At 39.6% G+C, this 19,121-nt stretch carries 15 protein-coding genes and 1 pseudogene; 6 read left to right on the forward strand and 10 right to left on the reverse strand.

The features are described from left to right. Positions 1 to 328: 328 nt before the first annotated feature. Positions 329 to 1,188 (reverse strand): annotated as a pseudogene (locus V7K56_RS09230) (IS5 family transposase). 959 nt (positions 1,189 to 2,147) lie between these two features. On the opposite strand from V7K56_RS09230, the gene V7K56_RS09235 reads away from it, so the two are divergent. Continuing rightward, complete coding sequence (locus V7K56_RS09235) at positions 2,148 to 3,761, forward strand: NAD(P)H-quinone oxidoreductase subunit 4 (protein WP_334909719.1); 1,614 nt, start codon at positions 2,148 to 2,150, stop codon at positions 3,759 to 3,761. A gap of 202 nt (positions 3,762 to 3,963) precedes the next feature. Continuing rightward, positions 3,964 to 4,569, forward strand: a complete 606-nt coding sequence (locus tag V7K56_RS09240; protein WP_334909721.1) for a Uma2 family endonuclease — start codon at positions 3,964 to 3,966, stop codon at positions 4,567 to 4,569. Positions 4,570 to 4,671: 102 nt separating this feature from the next. Here the strand turns inward: V7K56_RS09240 and V7K56_RS09245 are convergent, their stop codons facing one another. From V7K56_RS09245 to V7K56_RS09265, 5 genes are all read right to left on the reverse strand, one after another. Beyond that, positions 4,672 to 7,284 carry a COR domain-containing protein gene (locus V7K56_RS09245; RefSeq protein ID WP_334909723.1) on the reverse strand — a complete coding sequence of 871 codons (2,613 nt, stop codon included), beginning with the start codon at positions 7,282 to 7,284 and terminating at the stop codon, positions 4,672 to 4,674. A gap of 627 nt (positions 7,285 to 7,911) precedes the next feature. Further along, complete coding sequence (locus V7K56_RS09250; protein WP_334909725.1) at positions 7,912 to 8,535, reverse strand: Uma2 family endonuclease; 624 nt, start codon at positions 8,533 to 8,535, stop codon at positions 7,912 to 7,914. A gap of 52 nt (positions 8,536 to 8,587) precedes the next feature. Next, positions 8,588 to 9,211, reverse strand: coding sequence for a Uma2 family endonuclease (locus V7K56_RS09255; RefSeq protein ID WP_334909727.1), 624 nt, complete (start codon positions 9,209 to 9,211; stop codon positions 8,588 to 8,590). A gap of 83 nt (positions 9,212 to 9,294) precedes the next feature. Continuing rightward, the gene (locus V7K56_RS09260; protein WP_334909729.1) at positions 9,295 to 10,113 is read right to left on the reverse strand and encodes a type 1 glutamine amidotransferase; all 819 of its coding nucleotides are present in this window, start codon (positions 10,111 to 10,113) and stop codon (positions 9,295 to 9,297) included. A gap of 49 nt (positions 10,114 to 10,162) precedes the next feature. Then, a complete protein-coding gene (locus V7K56_RS09265; protein ID WP_334909731.1) occupies positions 10,163 to 11,500 on the reverse strand; it encodes a Mur ligase family protein in 1,338 nt (445 codons plus the stop codon). Positions 11,501 to 11,861: 361 nt separating this feature from the next. Here V7K56_RS09265 and V7K56_RS09270 point away from each other — a divergent pair, with 361 nt between their 5' ends. Both V7K56_RS09270 and V7K56_RS09275 read left to right on the forward strand, forming a co-directional pair. After that, entirely contained in the window at positions 11,862 to 12,449 is a 588-nt protein-coding gene (locus tag V7K56_RS09270; protein ID WP_334909733.1) for a thylakoid membrane photosystem I accumulation factor, read from the forward strand. A gap of 176 nt (positions 12,450 to 12,625) precedes the next feature. Next, positions 12,626 to 13,234 (forward strand): hypothetical protein, encoded by a 609-nt coding sequence (locus V7K56_RS09275; protein ID WP_334909735.1) that lies wholly within the window; start codon positions 12,626 to 12,628, stop codon positions 13,232 to 13,234. A 482-nt stretch (positions 13,235 to 13,716) separates the two neighbouring features. Here V7K56_RS09275 and V7K56_RS09280 read toward each other — a convergent pair whose 3' ends face one another. The 3 genes from V7K56_RS09280 to modA all read right to left on the reverse strand — a co-directional run bounded on the left by V7K56_RS09280 (position 13,717) and on the right by modA (position 16,155). Next, a complete protein-coding gene (locus tag V7K56_RS09280) occupies positions 13,717 to 14,367 on the reverse strand; it encodes a DUF642 domain-containing protein (RefSeq protein WP_334909737.1) in 651 nt (216 codons plus the stop codon). A gap of 261 nt (positions 14,368 to 14,628) precedes the next feature. After that, the gene (locus tag V7K56_RS09285) at positions 14,629 to 15,234 is read right to left on the reverse strand and encodes a DUF642 domain-containing protein (protein WP_334909739.1); all 606 of its coding nucleotides are present in this window, start codon (positions 15,232 to 15,234) and stop codon (positions 14,629 to 14,631) included. Positions 15,235 to 15,300: 66 nt separating this feature from the next. Further along, entirely contained in the window at positions 15,301 to 16,155 is an 855-nt protein-coding gene (modA, locus tag V7K56_RS09290) for a molybdate ABC transporter substrate-binding protein (protein ID WP_334909741.1), read from the reverse strand. 739 nt (positions 16,156 to 16,894) lie between these two features. Between modA and V7K56_RS09295 the strand changes: the two genes are divergently transcribed. After that, entirely contained in the window at positions 16,895 to 17,296 is a 402-nt protein-coding gene (locus tag V7K56_RS09295; protein ID WP_334909743.1) for a fasciclin domain-containing protein, read from the forward strand. Between the two features lie 190 nt (positions 17,297 to 17,486). Here V7K56_RS09295 and sfsA read toward each other — a convergent pair whose 3' ends face one another. Next, the gene (gene sfsA / locus V7K56_RS09300; protein WP_334909745.1) at positions 17,487 to 18,212 is read right to left on the reverse strand and encodes a DNA/RNA nuclease SfsA; all 726 of its coding nucleotides are present in this window, start codon (positions 18,210 to 18,212) and stop codon (positions 17,487 to 17,489) included. Positions 18,213 to 18,451: 239 nt separating this feature from the next. Between sfsA and V7K56_RS09305 the strand changes: the two genes are divergently transcribed. Then, on the forward strand, positions 18,452 to 19,120 hold the full coding sequence (locus tag V7K56_RS09305) for a 2OG-Fe dioxygenase family protein (RefSeq protein WP_334909747.1): 669 nt from the start codon (positions 18,452 to 18,454) through the stop codon (positions 19,118 to 19,120). The last annotated feature ends 1 nt before the right edge of the window (position 19,121 follow it).

A 19,121-nucleotide genomic window follows, 5' to 3' on the forward strand; every position in this document is an offset into this window, starting at 1 on the left:
ATTCATAATTTGGATGATCGCTTTATGCTGACTGCTGCTGGCCTGTGGAATTTCTACTTGATAGCTGCATAAATTGATGAGTGAAAGTGAGAATTCTATTTCATCATTTTTTGCTCTTATTTAGCGACAAGTCTAATAATTCCTCTAAATAAATTTAGTTGCTCTATATCATGAGTCTTTGTCGGTCATGGTCGCTTCTCTAAGAGACGCTACGCAGGAAGTGAAGCAACGCCTTCGCGGCATAGCTTCTCGTAGAGAAGGCTTTACGCTTCAATTTAAAATAGGTTAGAGGGTAAAGACTTTAAGAAGCTATTTATAAAGTAAATCTTTAGACAACAAGACGACGTAACATGATACGAGTCATGACAGCATATATAGCTGCTTCACTCATTTCTGGGAGACGCTCATAATCCTTACTGAGACAACGGTACTGGTTAAACCACCCAAATGTTCTTTCTACTACCCAACGTTTGGGCAAAATTTGAAATTCTTGCTCAGTACGTCGCATTACCTCAACATGAGCTTAAATCATTAACCAGACACAAAGCGCAAATTTATCTCCGTCATAACCGGAATCAACCCACATGACTTCAACTTTTTCCAGCAATTCTGGACGTTCCTCTAGCAGTTCCATCAAAGCGTAGGCAGCAAGTAATCTTTCTGGGGCATTTGCTTCACTAACCACCACTTTCAACAATAGTCCCAGACTATCAACCAAAGTCTGGCGTTTTCGTCCTTTTACCTTTTTACCCCCATCAAAGCCGTACACATCCCACGCCAGTTGCTTCAAGTCGGCAGAGCCGCCCAACGCACTGGCTCCCTTTTTTCAGCCGTCTTTACCGATTGGCTGTCTGCTGCGATGCCTACGGCGAGCTTTGCTAACGCAGTTGGTTGTGTTGATTTACCTAATTTCGAGCGAACCTGACCACGTAGTGTATGGTTTAATTTTTCCCAAACCCCCAAGCGCTGCCATTTCCTGTAGTAGCTGTAAACTGTTGAACTGGGAGGAAAGTCTGCTGGAAGCATATTCCATTGACATCCAGTTTTTAAGTGATAGTAGATTGCGTTGCATACTGCTCGCATATCAGTTGTGCGCGGATGTCCTCCTTCTTTGGCTGGTGGAATTAAGGGTGACAGGATTTCCCACTCCATATCATTTAAGTCTGTAGGATAAGACTTTCGTGCCATGAGCAACTATGTAAATATACTGTACATTAGGTATTTTAATCCTTGTAGTAATCCCCTCCTACTCGCCTTTAGATTTACTTTATAAATAGCCTCTAAGTCTACTAGGTTAATTTAAAAACTTATATCTATTCAAATAAATAAAATGTTATAATTTAGAATGAGCCTTTACTTTCACCTCAACCTTGACGTAAAGCAATTTGGTAAGCAGCTAATTTAAATTACAAAATATGTAATTGTACCCCAATTACCTTACAAGTCCAATCACATTATACTGTCAAGCGATCGCACCTCTAATTCTCAAAGTGCTATCACTGGAAGCTTTACACATACTACTAATACTAGGAAAGCAGCCAAAGCTCTGTGATATTTGTAGAAGTGAAGGTGTCAAAATCTGCCAAATTACTAGAACTTATTATAAGGGCAAATAAACTGATACTGTACTGATAAAGTTTTGATAAGACTGACTGTAATCTGTGACTGTGCAACGAATGCCTTTATCATCTATTGCCAAACGTTCTCTTGGTATTGGTGTAACAAAAACCGACTCCAATTAAAAAATTAAGTCTGTTAGTGGTTGAAAACAGTCGATTTTCAGTACTCGTCAAAATGAAGAATGTGATGGAAAGTTGATTGTCACATCTAAGTTTAACAGTTCAATCAAGCTTGCTTACACTAAATAGCCCTGACAATTGCGCTGAACCAGAAAATGTAACTATATTGTAACGGTGGCTTTAGCTGCCGTTTTTTGTTGACGTTGCAAAAGTTTACATTTAGAATGGGATCGTCAAAACTCGATAAGTATTTATTCTTATTTATCCTGAAAATTTGACATTCAATGAGTATATGTTCTTATCTTTATCAAAAATTTAATATTTTAAAGTTAAATAATGTTTACAAAAGTATAGATAACTTAATATAGTTAAATTAAAAGCGATAAGACAAATTTATTGTCAGAAGTGATGAATACTATTGAATTTCCCTGGCTAACAGCCATAATCCTCTTACCCTTGGTGGCTACCTTAGCCATCCCCCTAATCCCAGACAAGGAAGGTAGAACTGTGCGGTGGTATAGTCTGGGAGTTGCGATCGCCGACTTTGCACTGATGATTTATGCCTTTTGGTATAAGTACGACTTTCAAAGTTCAAGACTGCAACTTATAGAAAACTATCCTTGGATAACGCAGTTGGGTTTGCATTGGGCTGTGGGGGTTGATGGTTTATCGATGCCCTTGCTGCTTCTGACAGGCTTAATAAATACCCTCGCAATATTCGCGGCTTGGAAAGTTAACACCAAGCCGCGATTATTTTATGGCCTGATGTTAGCGATGTACAGTGCCCAGCTTGGCGTATTTGTTGCCCAAGATTTGCTGTTATTCTTTCTGATGTGGGAAATCGAGTTAGTGCCGGTTTACCTGCTGATTTCCATCTGGGGAGGACAAAACCGCCGTTATGCCGCTACCAAATTCATTCTTTACACCGCTGCCGCATCAATATTTATCTTGATTGCCGGTTTTGCACTTGTCTTCTCTGGAGATACCGTCACTTTCGATATGGCGACTTTGGGAATGAAAGAATACCCCAAAACCTTGGAATTGTTGGTTTATGCAGGTTTCTTAATTGCCTTCGGTGTGAAGTTACCGATTTTTCCTTTACATACTTGGCTACCTGATGCCCACGGTGAAGCATCAGCACCCGGTTCGATGATTTTGGCTGGTGTGTTGTTAAAAATGGGTGGTTATGCTCTCATCCGCTTTAATGTGGAAATATTGCCCAATGCCCATGTAACTTTTGCCCCAGTGTTAGCAGTTTTGGGTGTGGTTAACATTGTCTACGGTGCTTGCTGTGCCTTTGCTCAAACCAATCTTAAACGCCGCTTGGCTTACTCTTCAATTGCCCACATGGGGTTTGTGCTGATTGGGATTGCCTCTTACACAGAACTGGGTATCAGCGGTGCAGTGTTACAGATGGTTTCCCACGGCTTGATTGCTGCTAGCTTGTTCTTCCTGTCTGGCGTGACTTACGATCGCACTCATACTTTGATGATGGATAAAATGGGCGGTATGGCTAAGGTAATGCCCAAAACCTTTGCTCTGTTTACCATTGGTTCAATGGCTTCTCTGGCTTTACCTGGAATGAGTGGTTTTGCAGGTGAGTTGATGGTGTTTCTGGGTATCGCCAGCAGTGATGTTTACAGTTCTAGCTTCAAAATTGTAGTCGTGCTGCTGTCAGCAGTTGGCGTGATTTTGACACCGATTTATTTACTGTCGATGCTGCGTCAAGTGTTCTACGGGGAGCAAAATAAAGAGTTGCACTTGGATGCTGTAATATCTGATGTCAAACCCCGCGAAATATTTATTACCGCTTGTTTGCTACTGCCAATCATCGGAATCGGGTTTTATCCAAAATTAGCAACGCAGACTTATGATGTGAAAGCGGTAGAATTAGCCGCCCATGCTCGTCAAGTTCTACCAATTGTTGCTCATCAACAACCATCAAGTCTGTATTCACGTATTTTCTCTGCACCAACACTGGCGACTTCTCAAGTTGAAAGTTCGATTAAAATTTCTGAGTAAATTAACTTCCCATTAAAAGGCTGCAAGTAAATTCTAAATATTAGGAGAATAAAGGGGTGGTTTCATAACCACCCCTAAAATTTTGGCATTATTGAGTTGAAATAGATTTTTAGGTAAGGGCAATTCATGTACACGCATTCGCAAAGCGCCTAGAGCGTGAAGAGATTATAGTGAAAGCAAGTGAAGTAGCCAAACAGCAATTATGACCACCAACTTACCTGTAGTCACAAAAATTATACCAATGGTCTTGCAATTGCAACCTGCGATCGCATTAACCGAAGATCAATTTTACGAGTTTTGTCAGTTAAACCCCGACTTTCGTATCGAACGTAATGCTGTGGGAGAATTAATGATTATGCCACCTACTGGTTCCGAAACCGATCGGCATAACTTTGACATTATTGTTCAGTTGGGTATTTGGACAAAGCAAGATGGTACAGGTGTAGGCTTTGGTTCCAGTGGTGGGTTTACTTTGCCTAATGGTGCAGTGCGATCGCCTGATGCAGCGTGGATAAAACGCGATCGCTGGGAAACCATACCATTAGAACTGCGAAAAAAATTTGCACCGATTTGTCCTGAGTTTGTGATTGAATTGCGTTCTGAGAGTGACAACTTGCAAATTTTGCAAGACAAGATGCAAGAGTATATTGATAATGGCACACAACTTGGTTGGTTAATTGATAGAAAACAACGCCAAGTTTTTATTTATCGTCCTAATATTCCGATTGATAAATTAGATAATCCTAAGACACTTTATGAGGAATCGTTATTACCTGGCTTTGTTTTAGATTTAAGTCAGATTTGGTAGGATTATCTCTATTTACCTGCTTTTTAAGGGGGGTCGCGAAGGCGGGGGGATCTTATCCAAATCGGATTTTAACAGCAAGCGGCATATTAAATCGCTATACTCTTATTTTTTGCCTTGAAACTGCTTAATAATATTACTAATTAAAGGTAACTGTTCCAATACCATTTTTGTCAAATCTACGAAAGATTTCTCAGAAAGGCGGTCATCTTGACGGAGTTGCAGAACGCCTATTAAGACGATAAATATTGCTGTACCAATAATTGCCAAAGCTAGATAATGAAAGGGTAGCGAACCACCAAAAAATGCAATTAGACAAAATACAACTACAAATACAAATAAGTAGAACATTCCATTTCTAAACGCAAACGGAAGTTTAACTATGTCTTCTGGCTGAGAATTTTCTTCCTGTTTAGATGGTTCTGTCATAATATTATTCTCTTGCTTTGATGGCTGAATTACATTATTAATAGTTACAACGATATTTTCCCTTCTTGTTTCTGAGGAATTAGATAGAAAATCGCTACTCATCTGCTGTTCTGCTTTAAGTAACTCCCTTGTGTTCATCACATCATCAATTAAGCCTAAGACATCAACCATTCGATAGCTTTTTTGACATTGAATGCCTTCTTGCTTATCGGCTACAAACTGTCGCAATATCTCAAAGGGGTAAAAGTGTGGCTCTTGGTTATCTTTGCAGATGTGGCAATTACAGGGGATTAACTTGTTGTACTTCAGTCGCTTGTACGACTTATGAATTTTATCGAGTTCATGTGTAACTATGGTCATCAAATCTCTTTTGTGACGACCTGAGACTCGAATCTTAATTTCCCGCTTGCCGTAATATTCGATCACCTCTGCTTTCGTCTGGTCTTTGCTGAGAACAACACCGCTTTTCCAGACACATTTTTGTTCATTTATCAACTCATGGATGGCGACGATGAATTGGCTGATGATCCCCTTGGGCATGAACTCGTAAGTGTAACGCAGAATCAGGTTGTTGGTTTCATCCCAGTTATAGAGGGGTTGATTAGCAGATAGCAGTTGTGGGGCAATATACTTTCCTTGGCTTCTAGGAATTTCGTAGCACAGCTTGAAGTTGATCATTAAGCGCAAGAGTTCATCATGCATCGTGGCGTATTCGTCTTCACACCAGATGTTTGCCAAGTCAGACCGGGTGAAACTGCCCAGGTTGCGAATCGCTTTTTCATTATCCAGCACTTTGTAGACTGCATCAGTTCCCCACTTGGGTTTGAGGATGACAGTCTTGTTCAAAAGTGGGTCTTCCTGGAAGTGCAAGCATACTCCCAAATCGTGCAGATAGCTGCTCAACTGCAACTTGTCATTTCTTTGGGTGAACCCATTTTGTTGGCAGATGTTCAGGTATTCATCTAAGCCGATGTAATTGCGTGCGTCACTCTCCAAAGCTTCCCGGACTTTAACCCAGGTTTTGGGGAGCGGACTACCAATATGAGGTAAATTTTTAACGTAATGCTTGATTTGTTCTAAAACTTGTTCTAAACCTCTGTTGGTAGCAAGGTTTGTTGGTAAACTCTCCTTTAAATTAGTAAACTGCCCCCGTAACTGGAGTTCATTAATCTCCCGGTGGCGGTTTTGTTTCTCATTTTTGATGATTAGCAACGGACTGTTATCGCTCAACAGTTCTACTACATTCAACCAGTAATAAAAATCCGTGTCTTCCTTGCGATTATCTGCCACTAAAACGTAGAGGGAACGCTTGGTGAGGAAAAACTGGTGAGTCTCATGGTAAATCTCTTGCCCTCCAAAGTCCCAAATGTTGACTCGAAATTCTCGCCCCTTTTCCATTGGGAAACCCCACTCAATGACCTTAATTCCCTTTGTAGTGTCTTCCTCTCGAAGTTGATAATTTTGGTCTTTAATTTTGTTCGCCAGTGTTGTCTTCCCTGCGCCTCCTTCGCCGACAATTAGTAATTTTGCTTCATACAGATAATCTGTACCTTCTGCTTTCAGTTGCCGCAAATAATCCTTAATTGCTTCAAGACCTTTGCGAACCACTTCTGGCGGCGGCTTTTCGATGGGGTTGTCGCTTAAATCCAGGTAAGTAAGTTGTTGTAGGTCGGCGATCGCTTCTGGCAGCGTCGTTAATTCGTTGCCGCTTAAATCCAGGGAAGTGAGTTGTTGCAGGCGGGCGATCACTTCTGGTAGCGTCGTTAATTCATTGATGCTTAAATTCAGGAAAGTAATTTGTTGCAAGCGGGTGATGGCTTCTGGCAGTGTCATTAATTCGTTGCCACTTAAATCCAGGGAAGTGAGTTGTTGCAGGTGGGCGATCGCTTCTGGTAATGTCGTTAATCCGTTGCTGCTTAAATTTAGAGAAGTGAGTTGTTGCAGGCGGGTGATGGTTTCTGGCAACGTCGTTAATTTGTTGTGCGTTAAATCTAGGGAAGTGAGTTGTTGCAGGCGGATGATGGCTTCTGGCAGCGTCGTTAATTCGTTGTCGCTTAAATACAGAGTGGTGAGGTGTTGCAGGCGGGTGATGGCTTCTGGTAGGGTCGTTAATATGTTGCCGCTTAAATTTAAAACCTCCAACCATTCCAATTCAAACACCTCAGTAGGAATCTCTGTTAATTTTTCCTTGTCATCACCAAGCCAATCATGGCTTAAATCTAATTCTTGAAGTTGTTTTTCTTTCGCTTCTCGGATTTTTTCAAGGAAATGTTGAGGCGTATTTGTCATACTGAGGTTCATCTCTTAACAAAAGTTATGCGTAATGCCCCTGATTTGCTGGACAATCTTGCAACCACTAATATTTTGCACTAATCCCAACAACCGCCACAGGTTAGAAACATAGCGCTCATAGCAAAAGTCATCTTAAAAGGACTAAATTATTTCCAGACTTGGGTTTAGTCCACTTGAGTGGCTTTGGCTATTGGTTCCTAGAACTTTGAGTTTCAGGCGATCGCGGCTACTAATTGAGAATGCTGCAAGATATCAAAGCAATCTACTATCCTGTGTGACACTACATGAGCGCTAATGATTTTTACGGAATCTAAAAAGAATTTATCATTACCAATGGCTCAGATTAGCTTGTGAATGAGTCTTCGATACTCGTGAACGAGTCTTCGATGCTCGTGAACGAGTCTTTGATACTCGTGAACGAGTCTTTGACACTCGCGGACGAGTCTTTGACACTCGCGGACGAGTCTTTGATACTCGCGGACGAGTCTTTGATACTCGCGGACGAGTCTTTGATACTCGCGGACGAGTCTTTGACACTCGTGAACGAGTCTTTGATACTCGCGGACGAGTCTTTAATACTCGTAAACAAGTCTTTGATGACTCTTTTACTTCTTTTGCTGTTTTTTACGCGACTTCTCCAGCCCGAAAAATCTGTTCGGCAGTTAAATTCAATTCTGGGAACGCTGGCGACTGAATACGATCGCTTCCTCTAAATTGCCTAACTTGATACTCACCTTCAATTAGTTGGTAAATTGAGATAGTTGATTGTTTAGGATTGCCAATAAAGCGCCTACCACCTAAACCTAAATAGTCTACAATCCAGTATTCAGGTATTCCGACCTCTTCATATTTACCTGCTTTGGTAAAATAGTCGTCTCGCCAGTTGGTACTTACCACCTCAATTACTAAAGGAATTGATGCCGCTTGGCTTACAGTAGATTCTTTTTTCCACAGAGATTCATTTACTAAATTAGAGTTATTCAACAACAGTACATCTGGTGAGTAAGCTGCTTCGCTCTGATTCGGTTTAATGAATGCTGTTTTGGGGATGAAATAAGGTAGTTTTAAACGTTTATATTCTGTAACTATTTCCCCAACTAAAAATCCAACAATTTGTTCATGTTCACCTGTGGGAGGAGCCATTTCAACAATTACCCCATCATGCAGTTCATAGCGTCGTTGTGAGTTTTCTGGATACCAAGTAATAAATTCATCAAATGTTATTAGTTTGCGTAAGGTTTGAGTCATGCTTTCCTCTTGCTTTAAAGTTAGATAAAAATTTCAACCTTAGCCACCTAAATTACGCGACTTCTCCAGCCTGAAAAATCTGTTCAGCAGTTAAATTCAACTCTGGGAACGCTGGCGACTGAATGCGATCGCTTCCTCTAAATTGCCTAACTTGATACTCACCTTCAATTAATTGGTAAATCGAGATAGTTGGTTGTTTAGGATTGCCAATAAAGCGTCTACCACCTAAACCTAGATAGTCTACAATCCAATATTCAGGAATACTCAAAGACTCGTAATCTTCTAGCTTCAAAGCATAATCATCACTCCAGTTGGTTGAAACAACTTCTACAACCAACTTGACGGAACTACCGCGCGTAATGATAGATTCTTTTTTCCAACGAGGTTCATCCATAACAGCTTGTCTATCAAGAACGATTACATCTGGTTCATAACCTGAATCAGTGTTAACTGACTTGATGACGCATTCTTTTGGGATGAAACAAGGAATAGACAAACGGGTGATTTCAATAAACAAAGAACCATTTATAAATCCAGCTATCTCTGAGTGCTTCCCTGTTGACTTAGGCATTTCAACAATTATCCCATCATGTAGTTCATAATGCCTGTCTGAAGATTCGGGATACCAGGCGATAAATTCATCAAATGTTACTTGTTTGGTTAAGGCTTGAATCATACTTTGCCCTCTTGTTTTATGTCAAATTTGACCCCTCTCCAAGCCTCTCCCCGATACGGAGAGGCTTAATCAGCGAACTGAGGTTAAACTTTCGCCATACCAACACTTGGTAAACTGACTTTCAATCGCTTAAACATCGCTTCTCGTGCTTGTGCAGCGAGGCTATCGTCAAAAGGTGTTAAGGTAATTTCTTGCTGATACTTTAACCGCAGCGCTGTTTGAATTAACCAATCGGCAACAAAGGGATTTTTCGGTAACAAAGGGCCGTGAGAATAAGTAGCGATCGCATTCTGGTAAAATGCTCCTTCTGTCCCATCTTCACCATTATTTCCCAAACCGTACACCACTCGCCCCAAAGCTTCCACTTTTCCCAGTTTGGTGCGTCCGCCGTGATTTTCAAAGCCTACCAAATATGGTGTGCTACCTGTCATCTCTTTTAAATCTCGCGCCAGACGTGAGGCTGTCACTTCAATTACCAAGTTCCCAATACAGCGCTTAGTATTTTCACCAGGATGCACAGAAACTAAATCGAGTATTCCCAAACCATCAATTCGTTGTCCCAAGCCTGGTTCATAATAATGTCCCAGTAATTGGGGTGAACCACAAGTAAATACTCCTGGTGTTCCATTTTCGATTTTGTCCCGCATTGCATCAGCTTTCGCACCTTGCAAATCACGCATGACAATCTCTTGCTGGCGGTCTTGTGCGCCACCACCAACGATGACATCGACAGTTTTAATATCTGCGGCTGTGGAATTTTGATCTAAGGGTAATACTTTCACATCGTATCCCCGCCATTGAGCGCGACGTTCTATAGTAATTACATTACCGCGATCGCCATAAGTACTCATCAGCGTCGGATAAAGCCAACCTATTGTTAATTCTAAATTTTGAGAACTCATAAATTTGGAGAATCGGGAATGGGACGATGACAAATGACAAATGACAAATTTAAAGAATTTTCCGACCAGTCAGAACTTCTCGCACTTCTAACATGGCTGAGTAAGTAGGCAGAATATGCAAAGTTTCATTCTCTGGTGTATGCTCTAATGCAGTAGCGATCGCTTGTCGCAAATCTTCTTCGACTATTAAATTTAAGTTACTCTCAGGGGACTTTTGGCTGTAACGTAGACGTAGTGCCATATCGTAGACGCGATCGCCACTCACTACTAAAGTCCCGCCGCGTTCGACTAATTTCTCGGTATCTACGTCCCAAATCCAGGATACATCAGTGCCATCGGGTGTGCGATCGTTCAATACTAGCAGTGTGGTTTGATCTGTGCTTTGAGTCACTACGCGAATGGTTTCATTCGTTCCCACAGGATTTTTGGATAACAATATTCGCACTCGTTTATTATTAATTACTAAATCTTCAGCCCGACCAAAAGCAGCTTGAAAATTGTTAATAGTATCTTTGATTGTTGCTTCATCAACTCCTAACTCAATAGCCGCAGTTACAGCTGCTAAAGTATTGTATTTGTTGTACAAACCAACCAGAATTTGCGACCATTCACTACTTTCGAGAGTCGGTTTACTTTTACTAAAACCACACTTGGGACAAGTAAAATCTCCCAAATGAGACAAATAAACACCCTTATAATCTAGGGAATGTCCACATTTGGGACAGTAAATAGAATCAACAGCATGAGGAATTGCTTCTAGATAATGTTCTGGTTCACTCAAGCCAAAGAATAACACCCGTTGGGGTAACTGCTGACCGAGGTTAGATAAAGTTGGGTCATCAGCATTGGGAATGACCACCGTTTCTGCTGGTAGGGTAGAAATAACTTTTGTCCAACGCTTACTGATTGTGTCTACTTCCCCGTACCTATCGAGTTGGTCGCGGAATAAGTTTAAACAAAGAATGATTCGCGGCTGGAGTGGAGTTAATACTTTTGGTACAATATTTTCATCAACTTCCAAAATGGCGTAATCAGTATTTAGAGTCCCTACTAAATTGGCGCTTTCCAATAGCGCTGTCATCAAGCCATTTTCCAGATTTGCACCTGTAGAATTATGAGCGATGCGAAAACCCTTGTGTTCTAATATCGTACATAAAAGCAGCGCTGTAGTAGTTTTGCCGTTAGTACCAGCAATTAAAATTACTCCGTTTTTAACTTGCTGACTCAATAACTGTAAGAGTCGGGGTTCAATGCGACGAGCAATCGAGCCTGGTAACACACTAGCAGCACCCAGACGGAGCAATCGCACTATAAACGTCACACTTTTTGCCACTGACACCGCGAAACCCAATCGCAGTCTATCTATGAATTGTATTTTGTTTCCCACATCTGTACCCTAATCTTCTGGCGGTTGCTAATTCAAAGTGCAAATTTAATCTTGTGAGTTTAGCGAATCCTGGCTGAAAAAGCCAGTCATCGCAATTTTGAATTTTAAATTTTGGACTTCGACTTCTCTTTGAGACGCTGTTCGCATTCGCTCAGTTGAACGATTTTGGATTCTTGAGCCTTACGGTTGCGCTACTTTACCTCTGTTTTGACTTGCGCGTAGCGATACCGGCCACTTGCAAGAGATAATCTCAGTAAGCGTTATCTTAAAAAATAGTGCATGGGCGTAATTACATATCTAGCCCTGGTTGCCAAATTAAGCACAAACTCACAACAAGTAGTAGCTTGCAAGGTTCCTTTTGATGAATAGTACAAAGTTTCTTTTTTTACATAAACAAATTCCTGGCTGGCAAAGGTGGTTGTCCAAATGCCTGTTGTTGCTTGCAAGTCTTTTTATTATAAGTATGCAACCTGCATCTGCTGGTCTTAATAATGATTTATATGATGGCAACATCTTTGTTGTTTATGCAGGCAATGGTTCATTAGTTCCTCCCAGACAGACACTGGCACAGACTTTAGCGGAACATAAACCCGTATTTTTGGCTTTTTATCTGGATGATAGCAGCGATTCCAAAAGATATGCCATTTCCATTTCACGGGTACAGGAATTCTATGGTCGGGTAGCAGAGATTATGCCGATTAATGTAGATACTATCCCGCCTAAAGAGACCTACAACCCAACAGAACCAGGATATTACTATACAGGGAGTGTTCCTCAAGTAGTGGTGTTAAATAAATCAGGTGAAGTAGTTTTGAATAAAAAGGGTCAAGTACCTTTTGAAGAGATAGACGATGAATTTCGCAAAATATTTGATTTATTACCACGCACTGAAACAGCACAGCTAAAACGGCGAGCTTTCAATGAGTTCAGTAGTGAGTTAGCTAAATAACTTTTGGGGTAGACCAAATTGGTCTGCCCTAATTTTTAGTGCTATCTGTTACTACATTTCTGCTGATGTCAAAGCATAATATTGAAATATCTGGGTTAACACTTTAGGAAATTAATCTATAGTCTATAGTCCGTAGTCAATGCCCAATGCCCAATAATTAACTAGAGTGTATTCTGATGTCAAAAGTTTACACCACTCAAGAGCTAATTCAAATTTTGGCAGCTGAACGCCAAGCTTGCCTCAAAGGAAAACGTCTAAAATTAGAAATAACAGTCTCTGGCAATCCTGTAATTGACCAGTTTATCAGAACTGATGGACTGCAACAGTTTACTGCCTATCAAGATTTCAAAACTGCAATTCACGAGTATCAGAGAGAAAATCGAGTTTCTGGTATTATCTGGCGGGAAATGACAGTTAAAGGAAAAAGCTTGCACTATCCCGAAATAGATACTGAGTTAATTGCCCTCAATGGTGACTTAGAGATATTAAAAGCTGCTAAGAATTCCATCGTAAAATTTTGGTGTGAAGTCACTGTGGGGATGGATTTATACTTGAGTTTTAATAATAGTAAACAACACCAAAAAATTGTCACATCTGATGTCGAAAGGATTGTTCAAAGAACAGAGTGGGCAAGTTTGTGCAAGTGGGAAAATTCTAGCTTTTTGGAAATGATTTTGCAGCTAGGATGGGGTAAACCAGAAGAAGCTTATTATAAACGAGGAAGACCGCGATCGGGTAGTGAATACATTCATGCAGTCAATCCCGGAAATCGTCCTATTGGTTGACGTAACAATTTTAGATTTTGGGTAACTTCTCAAGTATAAAGGTGCGTTACACTTCGTTAACGCACTCCTACAAAATATTCCCGAAATCAGGAAATTACCCGAAAATAGAAAATATGATTGACTTTTGACTTCTCAATTAGCGACTCTATCTGTAGTATTTAATAGAGAAAGGGAGTATCAATTGAAGCAGAAGTGTTGAATGTTAAGAAAATCTTGCATATTATAATGAAATTTTTTATCAACTACTTCCCTAAACTTCACGCAACTTAAATAACGCTAATGCGCCGACAGCTTTGCCTCATAGTTCCTGGCTTACTCCTGCTTCTTGTTTCTAAGAAACCAGGTTATACCGTTTCCAAAGTTAGTGGAATTCAGTGAATAACTTTTAGTAGAAGATGACCAAATCCCTCATAGCTACCGCACAGTAGTTTGAGGGATTTACGCTTTGTTCTTTTTCAAAAGTAAAAAAAAGGCTATTCTTTCTAGCTAATTGCCTTCTTTTTCTTTAGCCATATTCCCAACAATCCAGCAGTAACTGCTATTCCTCCAATAGTTGATGGCTCAGGCACAGGTTTTACACTCACATTATCCAAGTATAAGAATTCATATTTATCCCAATTTCCAAATTTTAACTCTGTGGATGCTGCATCTGCCGTGAAATTGAACTTATATTGCGTGTATGGTTGAAAAGAAATGTCTTTTTGATCAAAAAGCTTATTTCCACCTACAAATGTCTGAAATTGATTATCAAGGTTAGGAGCCTCATCTGTAGATGCTAAATAGTAACTAAGTTCGTATTTCTGACCAGGTTGTGTAGAAAGTGTCTGTGATACGTAGCTGAGACCTATAAATCCACTAAGTGATAAGCCTTGATTACCACTATTATGCCGAGGAAAATTGCTTATTCTTATCCCTGATATATCCATCGGATCGCCAGACTTAGTCCAGTCTGTAATATTCGGATTTGTAGCGTTGGGATTGTTAGGATCTACGAGGGGATCGAGTTCAAAGCTTCCGTTTTTAACAAGTTCTGCCGCTTGTGCTGCATTATAAATATTAGTAATTACAGCAGTGCTAATTAAGATAGTAGTAAAACTAAAAACAATAATTGAAAGTTTTTTAGTTAAATTCATGAAACTTGACTCCAAATAATTCTAAAATTTGACAATGAAAACAAGTTGATAGTTACATTTATACTTGCTGGTTTTCAATAGTGTCAAGAAAAATGAACACTTTCTTCTGGTTTATAAGAGTTAGCTATAGATGTGGATAATGATTCATACACTCAAGGCAATTTTCTCAATAAACCCATGATGGAGTTTTTAAATCAGATGAATTTTAGTGGTATTCTTGACACTATTGAGCCAGACATTGCTTATGCTTCTACCTGTGGTTTATTTATCCCCATAGTTTTTCCCTTTATATTCAGGTGTAGCTTTGACACTCACATCATCCAAATATAAAAACGCATACTTAGCTTGGGAGCCAAACTTTATTTCGGTGGATCTTCCTTTTGCTCTAAAATTTAACGTGTATTGCGTGTAGGGTTGGTAAAGAGTATCTTTTTGAACATAAATATTTTTACCACCTACAAAAACCTTAAATTTGTTCTTCAGTTCAGGTGCCTCTTCTGTCGATGCAAGATAGTAAGTAAGTTTGTAGCATTGACCAGGAAATGTAGGGATAGTCTGTGATATGTAGCTAATAGCTGAAAATCCACCAAGCGATAATCCCTGCTTACCAGTATTAGGAAAATTGTCAATTTTAGTACCTGATGTATCTATCGGATTACCAGATTTAACCCATCCTGTAATATTTGGATTTGTAGTTTCGGGATTATTTTGATCTACAAGAGAGTCGTATTCAAATCCTCCGTTGATAATCAGTTCTTGTCTTTCAGCTTGTGCTGCTGACTTATAAGTATTAGTAATTACAGCAGTATGAAGAAAAGCAGTAGTCAAACTACAAACAATAATTGAGAGTTTTTTAGTGAACTTCACAAGACATGACTCCAAATAGTTCAAAATTCACGACAACGAGTACTTGATTGATTTACTTTTTGGTAATTAAGGCAGGATAAACCCGTAAGTATTTTTGAAGATATTCTGAGCAGTACTACCACTTAAGTAGTTAGAAAAACTCTGTGCCGTCGTTAAAACTTTTGTCCTGCTGAGTATACCCAGTGGATAAACAATCGAATCGCTCTCTGTTGTGAGGGCAGTTTGTACGACTCTTACCTTGTTAGAAATGGCCGCATCAGTTTTGTAAACAGCGCCTGCATTGATGGTCTTAGTTACACCTCCAACTACAAGAGTTTTATTTTCAACAGCAGTTAAGACGGCACGCACATTAGCAGCACGGTATAATTTGGGACTGAGAGTAGTAAAAATACCTCGGCTAGTGAGAACTTGTTTGGCATAATTTCCTGCTGGCACAACTGGAGGAGTACCTGTGTAGTCACCTATGGCAATACCAGTAATGTTGCCATTGGTCAAACCATTGAAGCTAGTGAGAGCAGCACTACCAGCACTAACGGGAGGTGTTGTAGGCGCAATCAAAACTAGACGGTTTTTAACAACGTTTTTACGGCTACCTGCAACCAATTTACTTGGGGTTGAATTCTGCAATACATCTATTTGGCTGGTAGCAGCAGAAATGAAAATATCTGCTGGTGCTCCTGCTTGTATTTGGCTCAGTAAAGTACCAGAAGCACCAAACGTATAAACGACGTTGACGCCTGGGTTAGCATTTTGGTACTGAGTCTTAATGGCATTCAGCGCGTTTGTTAAACTGACAGCTGCATACACGTTAAGTGTCGTTACAGAGCTTGCTGGTGATAAATTAACGAACTGCAAGCCTATTACCAGCATCATGCTGCTAGCTGCTGTAGCAATCCAAGCAATAAGTCTTCTTCTGTTCATGAAAGTTATAGTTTGGGGAAAATATTACCTAAAAGTCTCATTGTTGACATACCTGACTTGTGCACAGTCAACAGAAATACCAACCACACAGAAGGTAGAGGATATAGATAAATGGGAGTTAGAGAAGGTTTTGGCGTAAATCTTACGCATGATAAATTTTAGAAATAAACGACCCGGCCAATCACAATTGCTAAAAGCATTGGTGTGATGGGGCGTTTGTTATTTCCAAGTGGAATTACACAAACAGCGAGTGAAATGTATTTAGTGATGAAATAATATCAGTTAAATACGATTATTACCAACTTTTCTGGTCAATAAATCCTGACAAAAAGCTAATGCAAGTATATTTAAATTCTCTAAAAACCTTGATTTGTCTATCTATAATGGATTATGCTATAAAGTTTTCCGATCACTCCTAAATATCTAAAGCTTTATTTATACCAATTAAATACTTGTAATTATCCATTTAGCTAACTTTATTGGTATTGTAAGTGCTGCTTTGACAATATTTGGATGCGATCGCCCCTACCACTGTGTAAAAAATCGTGAGCGCATCCAGCAGTGCTCATCACTCATCCGCGTGAACGATGTACATATAATTCTTTATTTGTATAAAAATATATATAAACTTTTATGATATCAATAAAAAAAATAATTTGGTATATACCTAATGATAGATAGATTTTATTAAATGAATAGTTTAGATTTGTAACAAGTTACACAGAATTAGATAAAACATATGGCCAACATAATTGACACTGCCACTAACAATGGTTCTTTCAATACACTAGTTGCAGCAATCCAAGCGGCTGGTTTAGTAGATACACTCAAAGGCCCTGGTCCATTCACCGTCTTTGCACCCACCGATGAAGCATTTAATAAGCTTCCAGCAGGTACAGTAGACGGATTACTTCAAGATATTCCAAAGCTCAAGAAAATCTTGACCTATCATGTGGTATCAGGAAAAGTACTAGCTGCTGATGTAGCTAAACTGAAGACAGCTACAACAGTTGAAGGTTCAGATGTAAAAATCGACGCTTCTAATGGCGTCAAGATAAATGATGCAACAGTTGCAACAGCAGATGTTGCTGCTGATAACGGTGTCATCCATGTCATTGACACAGTTTTGATTCCTGCATAACCAAACATCAGAATAGTGAATGCTATTTCTGAGGCAGCGACTACCTATAGTCGTTTCTTCATTACAGCTTGGTTGAATGTTTTTTAGTAAACATCAACTATCAACAAATCCATCTAGACATGATCTAGATGGATTTATTGTTTTATGCGTGTAGAAACGTTGCAATTGCTAGTCTCTCAATTAGATGTAATCAAATTTTTAGTTTTGCCAAACCTAAATAACGGATACCTTCGGGAGAAATGTCAAAACGGCAAGGTAAGACTTCTAAACCGAGAGCGATCGCATCCCGCAATAATTTACCATATATAGGATCTGTGCGATCGCCAGGAGAAAATTCTGTACAATCACCCCGATTGATAAAGTAAAGCATCACTGCACGAGTTAGAGGTAGCAGCGCCATTAGTTCTCGCAAGTGCTTTTGTCCTCTTGTAGTCTCCGTGTCAGGAAATAAAGCTAATCTCCCCTCAGACAAAGTTGTATTTTTCACTTCTAAATAAATCGGGCGTTTTTCATCACTCCCCATCAAGAAAAAATCCACTCGACTTTTTTTATCTAGCCCATAAACCACCTCGCCCTTGATTTGGTTATAATCGCCCAATTCTGGGAAAAGGTATTTCGCCAAAGCTAGCTTTACCACCCGATTGGGCAAAAAAGTATTTATGCCTACCCAAGTCGGCTCATTATCATGTACTTGAATTAGTTCTAGAGTGTAAGCCAATTTGCGATTAAGATTATCGCTTTTGGAAAGCTGTACCGCACTTTGAGGTGTCGATACTCCAGTCATTGGCCCTGTATTAGGACAGTGTGCTGTCACTATTTCGCCAGAAGTAAGTTGAACGTCAGCAAAAAACCGCTTGTAACGCTTGAGTAAAATACCGGGATACAAAGGTGGGTAACGGTAAAGCCAATCTATCATTATCGAACCTAGTTGTTGCTTGTAAATATACGTTGATTTTTTGCCCACCGAACCTTATATGCAAATCTTTTCAGCAGCGACTCCGCCCTATGACAGAATTTGAGTAACTTCATATATCATGGATTGTCACTTTCTGTAGTTAAAATGACAACATTTTAATAAAAAGTAGCATATACTAAGTATTATAAGTCTCCCATAAAAAATCCGGGAGAATTTCAATGTGCAAGAAGGTAAATCCTGTGCAAAAAGTGTGGACAGCAACGGAGTTAGAATACGCTTTTCTGTTTACTCTAAGAAAAGTAAATTCACTTAATCCAGAAGGTTTCAAGCCATTTTTTAGTAATATGCCTATTGACCCTTATATCAAAGGCAATTATCGTTCCAGAAGATTATCTCGGTTCACAGTTTCTGGAAATCAGTTAATCAAATTACCTCATGGCTACCTGTTTCAAAATAAAGAGTACAATCCATTAGTGGGTGACATAAAAAGAGAGTTTGCCGAATTAGAAGAGGCACTTATAGAACTTAATATTTTTAAGAATCTTGTCTTAGCATTTAGTGATTCTTGTAAACTTCATCCTGAAGCTGAAATCGGAGTTCATCAAATTAGAACTATTTGTTCGGCAGACAATTTGGGTAATCCAGCACCTGAAGGTATCCATCAAGATGGTACTGATTTTATTGGTATATTTTCAGTAGATAGAGATAATATTAAAGGTGGAGAAACACATCTATATACTGGCAAAAAAGAAAAGCCTGTGTTTAGCAAAGTTCTAAATCCGGGAGAACTATTATTAGTCAACGATCATGATTTTTTCCACTTTACCACTCCTATCAAACCACAGATTGATGGTCAAGGAAGTAGAGATGTTTTTGTGCTAACTTCTCCCAGCTTGCTTTCAGAATAAT

This window comes from Nostoc sp., assembly GCF_036917535.1.
Lineage (GTDB): Bacteria > Cyanobacteriota > Cyanobacteriia > Cyanobacteriales > Nostocaceae > Nostoc.

Excerpts from the sequence above, each read along its gene's own strand:
- V7K56_RS09235 (WP_334909719.1), top strand. The coding sequence starts at position 2,148 with ATGAATACTATTGAATTTCCCTGGCTAACAGCCATAATCCTCTTACCC.
- V7K56_RS09240 (WP_334909721.1), top strand. The coding sequence starts at position 3,964 with ATGACCACCAACTTACCTGTAGTCACAAAAATTATACCAATGGTCTTG.
- V7K56_RS09245 (WP_334909723.1), bottom strand. The coding sequence starts at position 7,284 with ATGACAAATACGCCTCAACATTTCCTTGAAAAAATCCGAGAAGCGAAA.
- V7K56_RS09250 (WP_334909725.1), bottom strand. The coding sequence starts at position 8,535 with ATGACTCAAACCTTACGCAAACTAATAACATTTGATGAATTTATTACT.
- V7K56_RS09255 (WP_334909727.1), bottom strand. The coding sequence starts at position 9,211 with ATGATTCAAGCCTTAACCAAACAAGTAACATTTGATGAATTTATCGCC.
- V7K56_RS09260 (WP_334909729.1), bottom strand. The coding sequence starts at position 10,113 with ATGAGTTCTCAAAATTTAGAATTAACAATAGGTTGGCTTTATCCGACG.
- V7K56_RS09270 (WP_334909733.1), top strand. The coding sequence starts at position 11,862 with ATGAATAGTACAAAGTTTCTTTTTTTACATAAACAAATTCCTGGCTGG.
- V7K56_RS09275 (WP_334909735.1), top strand. The coding sequence starts at position 12,626 with ATGTCAAAAGTTTACACCACTCAAGAGCTAATTCAAATTTTGGCAGCT.
- V7K56_RS09280 (WP_334909737.1), bottom strand. The coding sequence starts at position 14,367 with ATGAATTTAACTAAAAAACTTTCAATTATTGTTTTTAGTTTTACTACT.
- modA (WP_334909741.1), bottom strand. The coding sequence starts at position 16,155 with ATGAACAGAAGAAGACTTATTGCTTGGATTGCTACAGCAGCTAGCAGC.
- V7K56_RS09295 (WP_334909743.1), top strand. The coding sequence starts at position 16,895 with ATGGCCAACATAATTGACACTGCCACTAACAATGGTTCTTTCAATACA.
- sfsA (WP_334909745.1), bottom strand. The coding sequence starts at position 18,212 with ATGATAGATTGGCTTTACCGTTACCCACCTTTGTATCCCGGTATTTTA.